The organism is Moraxella oculi (genome assembly GCF_023336735.1).
Classification (GTDB): Bacteria; Pseudomonadota; Gammaproteobacteria; order Pseudomonadales; family Moraxellaceae; genus Moraxella; species Moraxella oculi.
The window spans coordinates 1-7,503 of sequence record NZ_JAMBAQ010000027.1 but is presented as its reverse complement, the minus strand read 5'-3'; the positions used below and the strand labels follow the sequence as shown (position 1 = coordinate 7,503).

Below are 7,503 nucleotides of genomic sequence, written 5' to 3'. Positions count from 1 at the left end.
CACCTAAATTATCAAGGTGATGCCATCAGTGTTGGCATTGGTATTGGTGCAAACACCAGCAATCCAAATGGCAAAGCAAAACCTGCCCTACAAGGCTTAGGCTATGGTACAATAACCCCAACCCATAAAACCAGCACCACCCACTCTGCCATCACAGACCAAGCAGGACTTAGCCACATCAATACAGAAAACTTCAACCAACCAGAAGTGCAAGATGAGCTAAATCAAATCATTGCTAATGACTTTGATAAGGAGCGGGTGTTAACAGAGCTTGGGGCTCAGACAAGCATCACCCAAGCATTTGATGCTGAACGCCGTGCCATTAGAAGTGAATTTGCTAAAAAAGCAGGAGGCTATCGCAAACAAGCAGAAAAGCTGTCAGATGACGACCCAAGAAAAGAAGAATTTGTACAACAGGCCCAAGACATCGAACAAAAGCTAAGAATCTTCGATGGCATCACCTCCGCCTTGTACGCTCCTAACTCAAATGGTATCATAGGCGATGTCTCAAGAACGGTAAGCCCTGAGCTTGCTTATCGGATTGGTCAAGCGTTTAAAAACAACGAACTCAAAAACCAAACAGACAATGGTAGCAGACCAGAAGAACAAAGCCTGCAACACCTACTGGCTCATGCCGTACTGGGTGCTGCGGTAAGCTATTCTACTGGTAATGACATCACAACAGGCACCATCTCTGCCGTGAGCAATGAAGCAGGTGCTAAGGTTTTAGCAAACTACCTATATCAAGGTAAAGATCCAAAAGACCTAACCCAAGAGCAAAAAGACACCATCGTCAGCATTCTAAACCTAGCCACTGCGACAGCCATCTATACAGCAACTGATGACAGCACCACCGATGCGGTCGGTGGGGCTGAGATTGGGAAAGTGGGGGTGGAGAATAATAATGATGCGAGATTTTATGGACATCCATCGGATAGAATACAAATTAGTAATGAAGAGGCATTGGTGATCAAAGAGGCATTCTCTATTGCACTCCCTGTCTTGGATTCCTTGGAATTGGCTAATGCATATAAAAATGCTAAAACCGATGCTGAAAAACAGGCGGTTTTGGCTTCTGCATTACAGATACCTGTTAATAAAGCTGGAAAAGTCTTAAAGGCAGTTAAGTCTGGTAAAAAAGCCAATATACAAAAAGAAGTAAAGGCGGTTCAAGCGGAGCAGAGAAACGCCACCCAAACTAAAGCTACCTGCACCAATGGCACCGTCTGTTTCACCGCAGGCACGCTTATTGAAACATCAGAAGGCTTAAAAGCCATTGAGACCTTCACAGGTGGTGAACTGATTTGGACAAGAAATGACATTACCCTAGAATATGGCTATCGTCCTGTTGTTGCCACCAAAGCCACACCCAACCAGCCCATTTTCCAAGTCACAGTCAAAAACCATCAAGGCGATATAGAAACCCTACAAACCACAGCAGAACACCCCTTTTGGATCAAAGACACAGGCTGGCTAAAAGCCTCCTTATTAGAACAAGGTATGATACTGCTTGATAGAAACAATCAAGAAGTTGAAGTTATAAGCCAGTTTGTACTACCCAACCACACTGATACCGTTTATAATATTGAAGTAGATGACTTTCACACCTATCATGTGGGTAGATTGGGTGTGTGGGTGCATAATGCGGATTGTTGTGGGGTTGCCCTTTCTACACTTGAATCTCATGTTGAAAAATCAGCAAGGGGGACAGGAAAACTTCATAATATTACAGAGCCTGAACTCAAGCAATTGATATTGGGTATAGGTTATAATAAAGATGAATTGTTAAAAGCAAAGGCAATTTTGGAACATAGTATTAAAGTTAGAAAAGCAGAAAAACCAAAATTTGGTGGTAGATTAGATAAACGACATAATGATAGGATAAAAATGGAGCAAGGAATTTTGGATAAAGTTAATAGCATGTTAAAGGAGTTAGAGTGATGAAAGATATTCTTTTAATCAAAGATGGTTTTGAAAAAATTATCTCAAATCAATATGAGTTTAATAGTGATATGTATTCTGAATTACTGGAAATATTGATATTTATTGATAATATTGATAACTCAATATATTATTTAGAGATAATGTCAAAGTCTGATAATTATTCGGTAATTTTTGCTCTTTCTTATATTCTTGAGAATGCTTCAAGAGACTTTATGAAAGAGAATAAAAACAAAATAGCTGATATAATTATTAGAGCAATACAAAAAGGCTATGATAGAGCTAATTTTTATTTTGCTGAGAGTTTATTGTATGTGATGGATAGGGATATTGATTATATTTTATATATAGAACTGCTAGTAAAATCTGAAAGTGTTTCAGTTCAAGATATTGCCTTGACGCATATTTTTAGACTGGATGAAAATGATTTGATTAAATTTGATATTTTATCCAAAGACTTGGATTTTTATTATATGTTAGATGATTTTGATGATTTTGAAAATTATTTGTCGATTGGCGACAAATCAAATATTTCAATTATTCAAAAGAAGATTGTAGCCATGTCATATTACAAAAAGTATCATAATAAACAAAAAAGTTATGATATTTTTGGTGAAAAAAATGCACAAATTTTTGATTTTATCCATTTTTTGCCATAATTGATTGTAATATCGTTATACCAACACCGTTTATAATATTGAAGTGATGACTTTCACACCTATCATGTGGGTAGATTGGGTGTGTGGGTACATAATGATGAGTGTTGTGGGGTTAGAGTAGATGGAACTACCCATGGAAACCAAAGATTTCATGAGCGTGGCTTTACCCAAGAAAAAGTCAATGATATTGTAAATAATTATAGCGAAAAAGGTTATCAGCCAGGAGGTCTAACTGTTTATGTTAAGAAAAAACAAGACAGTTCTTATGATGTGATTATTGTTAATAAAGATGGGCAACTAGTAACAGCTGTTGGTGGAAATGAATCAAAAACCAATCTACCCAACAGACGAGCAGTGATGCGTATGCTTAACAATAATGGTGGTTTTTCTGGTGTTCCTTTAGATTAAGGTGAGAAATGGCTATTTTAAAAAATAGAGAAAATAATTTAGAATTTATACTTAAACCAATAAAGAAAGATAACTTTGGTTTTTTATGCGATGTATGCTTAAGTACAAGTATTATTAAAATTGACTATAAGCATACATCTATTAATGACAAGTATATTTCTCATAAAAATTTAGATTATATTAAAAGAGAATATGAAAATCTTAATAATATTGAAAAATTTTTAGAAGAAACAGAGATTATTTTTGATATCTATCCTATAGATATGTTTATGACATTAGACGTATATAAGTCAAATTCAGATACACTATGGGTGGAAATAAAAATGCCTACTGGCATATTTACCAATGGAGAAGAAATCGGATATTTTATAGCATTTAATTTTTGGGTAGAATTAGATGATTTTAAATCTTTTATATTAAATTTTATTCAAGAATGTGAAATTCTTAGCATATAGACTGAGCTATGCCATCGCTAACTTAACCTATGTGTTGCACTCATTAAAAACAAAAAAGGACAAACAGAAACCCTACAAACCACAGCAGAACACCCCTTTTGGATCAAAGACACAGGCTGGCTAAAAGCCTCCTTGCTAGAACAAGGGATGATACTGCTTGATAGAAATAATCAAGAAGTTGAAGTCTTAAGCCAATTTCTTATTCCAAACCGTACTGATACTGTTTACAACATTGAAGTAGATGACTTCCACACCTATCATGTGGGTAGATTGGGTGTGTGGGTGCATAATGCGGATTGTTGTGATTTGAAATATGAAGCAGCACCTTATCATGGTAGTGTCGGTAATGCAGTAAAATCAAAAGCTCCAACTAATCCTCAGCAAATGTTGGATGTATCTATAAAAATCAAAGATACTTCTGATAGAAGAATAGCTGTAGATAAGAGTACAGGGGAGTTTGTTATTTTTGATAAAACCATTGATAATATCTATCATGGTCATGTTAGAACCTGGGATGAGCTAACTCAGGAAATGAAAAATGTACTGATTGGTAGTGGATTGGTAAACAAAAAAGGTAAAATAAAATGAGTAATATTTATCAACTACCTCAAGAAATAGATTTCAATGAGTTAAAAAAATACATAGACACGAATGATAACAAAAAAGCGATTGAGGGTATTATTGGTGCTTCTTTGTATTGCAAAGATAGAGAGGGATTGCATTATTTTATTGGAGATGTTTTAAGAAACTGCCAAAATAATCTTATAAAGAATGCCTGTATAAAAGCATGCAGTCATATGGTAAGAATAGATGGTTATATCAATGATGATATAATTTCGTATATAAACAATTTAAATGGTGAGGGTTTGTATGATGGTGCAATATCTGACTTTCAGGACGATATTGAAATTTATCTAAAATAGCAGTAGAAGTCCTAAGTCAATTTCTGATTCCAAACCACACCGACACCGTCTACAACATTGAAGTAGACGACTTCCACACCTATCATGTGGGTAGATTGGGTGTGTGGGTGCATAATGCGGATTGTTATGGGGTTGATGTTAAAACGTCTCCTTTGCCAGTTGCTGAAGCTAAAAAGTCGGAAAAAATTGGTGAAACTTATAAGTCAAACCCAAAACATACATTAGGTCAAACAGGAAATCGTCCGAATGCTGGTATTGAGCCGAGAAACTCTTTTGAATTATTTGAAGAAAGTAAAATAATTGGAAAACAAAGATTTTCTGTTGATGAAAATGGTGATATACACCGTTTTATGAATTCTAACTCTCCTGATGGTTGGCACTGGGCTGGTTCAACAGCTGATAAATCAGCTCCATTACAACTCACAAATGAACAAAAGGCTACTTTGAAAAAGTTATTTCCAGAGCATAAAAGTAATAAAAGGTTAAAATAATATGACAACGTATGAATTGTTTGATCCTTTGAAAAAAATTGGCATAAAATGGTGCCTAAATAAAAATTTAGGTTCTGACTTTGGCAGTGTTTCATTTTATTTTGATGGAGTATGGTACCCAAAAGAGCCATTGGACAATTATAATTTACACACTATTTTTTCAAATTTAAAAAATAGTATAACAGAACCCTATTATAGTGGCGGTACAACAGGGCAGGAGTTTGGTGAAAAAGAATTTGATATAGAATTATTAAATAATCTTGAGTTACCAAATTTAATTTCCATAGAGACAACAGAATTAACTGGAATAGCATCAGATGATTATTCCTATGGATGCCTGGTTATTTATATTGGATTTAGCGGAAAAACTGAAAGGATATTTTATTCATTTGACTTGGGTTCTACATATAAAGAATTAAGATTAGCAAGGGGATCTTTTGAGAGTTTAATACATCGGCTTCCTGTTCTGAAATAATGTTAATTGAACTAAATAGAAAAAGGGGGCTGACGTAGATTAGCAATCATGTTACACTACAAAAATGAAGCTAACTCGTTGTAAACTAAGTAAAAAAGTACAGCTTAAACTGCTTGAATTTTTTGTTGCAGAAGTTACTGCCAGAACCTCAGCAGATTTACTTGGCATTTAAGTACAATTCAGCCATACTATTTTATCATAAACTACGCCTTATCATAGAGTATCATCTTAGTCTTGAAGCTCAAACACTTTTTGACAGTGAGATAGAACTTGATGAAAGCTATTTTGGTGGAAGACGTAAAGGTAAGCGTGGTCGTGGTGCTGGTGGTAAAACGGCTGTATTTGGCATTTTAAAGCGTAATGGTAGAGTTTATACTGTTGTGGTAAAAGACACTAAAACAGATACACTTATGCCCATCATTGCAAGTAAAGTCAAACCTGACAGCATTATTTGCACAGACACTTACCCAAGTTATAATGCACTTGATGTCAATGATTTTAAGCATTTTAGAATAAACCATTCAAAAGAATTTGCCCAGAATCACAATCACATCAATGGCATAGAAAACTTTTGGTCTCAGTCTAAACGCATTCTTAGAAAATACAACGGCATTGACAAAAAGCACTTTCATTTATTTTTAAAAGAATGTGAGTTTAGATTTAATTACGGCACACCATCACAAAAACTGAAAACTTTGAGAAAGTGGTGTGGAATTTAGGGTTTATCTACGTCAGCCCCTAGAAAAATTATCTAGAACTTTTCATTTATTAAAACAAGGGATGATACTGCTTGATAGAAATAATCAAGAAGTAGAAGTATTAAGCCAATTTCTTATTCCAAACCACACCGACGCCGTCTATAATATCGAAGTTGATGACTTCCACACCTACATGTTGGCAAGGTAGGTGTGTGGGTGCATAATGCGGATTGTTGTGATTTGAGCAATTTAAAAACCATCAATACAAGACATTATGCAGATAAAGTAACTCAAAAGAGTGTTGCAAAAGAGAAAAATACTGTTGTTAACAGAAAAGCTGTAGATATTTCTGCCGATGTTCAAGCAATTAGAGATGGAAAAGCAACCATTATAAATAACCAGTTCCATGTCAATGGTAGGATTTATGGGCATCATGACGGTACACTGCACCCCATATCTGGCACAGGATTTTATACCTTAAATAGAGCTGAGTACAAAGTATTGGGGGTTTATAATCAATTTGGTGATAGTCAAAAATCCAAGCAGATATTGAGTAATATGGGTATAGATAAAACTACCCAAAATAAAGTTTTAGAAATATTTCAAGAGTTAAACAAATGATAGATTTTTATTCTGACAATAAATACGATGTAAGTAAAGCTAAATATTTAATGCAAAATATTTTTTGTTTAGATGAAGAAAAAATATTTGTTTGTCGACTATGTGAATTAAGTGAAATTTTGATTGATGACGACATAGAATGTTTATGCGTTATATCAGATGTTTGCGGTTCTGTAAAAAGTTTACTTCAGATTTATAGAGCAGAGATATATCTTTCTGTATTCTTAGACAAGTTAAAGCATTTTTCAGAATACCATAATGACACATTTTTTGTTCCATATGATGATTTTAATGGATATTATAAGATATCTGGAAATAGTGAAATTCAGGAAGTATCTTTAAATGAAGAAAAGTCCAATGATGACAAAATTGTATTTTAAATCCCTGATTTTTTCTGATTATGCAAATAAAAAACTGGTAAACTCGACTGATGCGTATTAACCAATCAATCCCTCCAGAACTGGTGCCAAGAAACCATGATAGATGTTACACAAACTAAAACCTATCAACAGGTTTTGGCTCATACCATTCAATATGCCACTTTTAACCAAGAAAGAAAACCTTTAAAACCACTAAAGAACATTCATTTTAGGTGGAAGGTATTGGTTAGCTAAAAGCCTCCTTATTAGAACAAGGCATGATACTGCTTGATAGAAATAATCAAGAAGCTCGTAGGTTGGGTTGAACGAATGTGAAACCCAACATTTGCGGTGTAACTTATTGAATTTAGGTTACTTTGCCAGCCCTATACCTTTATTTGTATGATGACATGAAATATCGCCGACATTACGAACCAAACAAAAGCTATTTTTTCACCCTAAATCTGGCAGAT

At 34.6% G+C, this 7,503-nt stretch carries 10 protein-coding genes and 2 pseudogenes; all 12 read left to right on the top strand.

Features of this window, described 5'->3' with window-relative positions; all coding sequences use genetic code 11:
- A partial coding sequence (locus M2R47_RS08780) for a polymorphic toxin-type HINT domain-containing protein (RefSeq protein WP_249102166.1) occupies positions 1–1,941 on the top strand: 1,941 nt, incomplete at its 5' end.
- On the top strand, positions 1,941–2,600 hold the full coding sequence (locus M2R47_RS08775; RefSeq protein ID WP_046697194.1) for a hypothetical protein: 660 nt from the start codon (positions 1,941–1,943) through the stop codon (positions 2,598–2,600). The genes M2R47_RS08780 and M2R47_RS08775, both read left to right, overlap by 1 nt.
- Before the next feature lie 81 nt (positions 2,601–2,681).
- On the top strand, positions 2,682–3,008 hold the full coding sequence (locus M2R47_RS08770; RefSeq protein WP_249102163.1) for a hypothetical protein: 327 nt from the start codon (positions 2,682–2,684) through the stop codon (positions 3,006–3,008).
- An 8-nt stretch (positions 3,009–3,016) separates the two neighbouring features.
- A complete protein-coding gene (locus tag M2R47_RS08765) occupies positions 3,017–3,463 on the top strand; it encodes a hypothetical protein (RefSeq protein WP_046701462.1) in 447 nt (148 codons plus the stop codon).
- A gap of 42 nt (positions 3,464–3,505) precedes the next feature.
- Complete coding sequence (locus M2R47_RS08760; RefSeq protein ID WP_080947368.1) at positions 3,506–4,051, top strand: polymorphic toxin-type HINT domain-containing protein; 546 nt, start codon at positions 3,506–3,508, stop codon at positions 4,049–4,051.
- Positions 4,048–4,386, top strand: coding sequence for a hypothetical protein (locus tag M2R47_RS08755; protein WP_249102160.1), 339 nt, complete (start codon positions 4,048–4,050; stop codon positions 4,384–4,386). Before M2R47_RS08760 ends, M2R47_RS08755 begins: the two co-directional genes overlap by 4 nt.
- A pseudogene (locus tag M2R47_RS09660) lies at positions 4,383–4,457 on the top strand (hypothetical protein); the annotation flags it as partial. The gene M2R47_RS08755 and the pseudogene M2R47_RS09660, both read left to right, overlap by 4 nt.
- A 30-nt stretch (positions 4,458–4,487) precedes the next feature.
- Positions 4,488–4,877, top strand: a complete 390-nt coding sequence (locus tag M2R47_RS08745; RefSeq protein ID WP_249102154.1) for an adhesin — start codon at positions 4,488–4,490, stop codon at positions 4,875–4,877.
- A 1-nt stretch (position 4,878) separates the two neighbouring features.
- Positions 4,879–5,352, top strand: a complete 474-nt coding sequence (locus M2R47_RS08740; protein ID WP_249102143.1) for a hypothetical protein — start codon at positions 4,879–4,881, stop codon at positions 5,350–5,352.
- A 64-nt stretch (positions 5,353–5,416) separates the two neighbouring features.
- Positions 5,417–6,071: pseudogene (locus M2R47_RS08735) on the top strand (IS1595 family transposase).
- A 189-nt stretch (positions 6,072–6,260) separates the two neighbouring features.
- The gene (locus tag M2R47_RS08730; protein WP_249102142.1) at positions 6,261–6,671 is read left to right on the top strand and encodes a hypothetical protein; all 411 of its coding nucleotides are present in this window, start codon (positions 6,261–6,263) and stop codon (positions 6,669–6,671) included.
- Positions 6,668–7,051, top strand: coding sequence for a hypothetical protein (locus M2R47_RS08725; protein WP_249102139.1), 384 nt, complete (start codon positions 6,668–6,670; stop codon positions 7,049–7,051). Before M2R47_RS08730 ends, M2R47_RS08725 begins: the two co-directional genes overlap by 4 nt.
- Positions 7,052–7,503 lie beyond the last annotated feature (452 nt).

Bases quoted from the DNA above. Each gene is read 5' to 3' on its own strand.
- M2R47_RS08775 (WP_046697194.1), top strand. From the start codon at position 1,941: ATGAAAGATATTCTTTTAATCAAAGATGGTTTTGAAAAAATTATCTCA.
- M2R47_RS08725 (WP_249102139.1), top strand. From the start codon at position 6,668: ATGATAGATTTTTATTCTGACAATAAATACGATGTAAGTAAAGCTAAA.
- M2R47_RS08740 (WP_249102143.1), top strand. From the start codon at position 4,879: ATGACAACGTATGAATTGTTTGATCCTTTGAAAAAAATTGGCATAAAA.
- M2R47_RS08765 (WP_046701462.1), top strand. From the start codon at position 3,017: ATGGCTATTTTAAAAAATAGAGAAAATAATTTAGAATTTATACTTAAA.
- M2R47_RS08755 (WP_249102160.1), top strand. From the start codon at position 4,048: ATGAGTAATATTTATCAACTACCTCAAGAAATAGATTTCAATGAGTTA.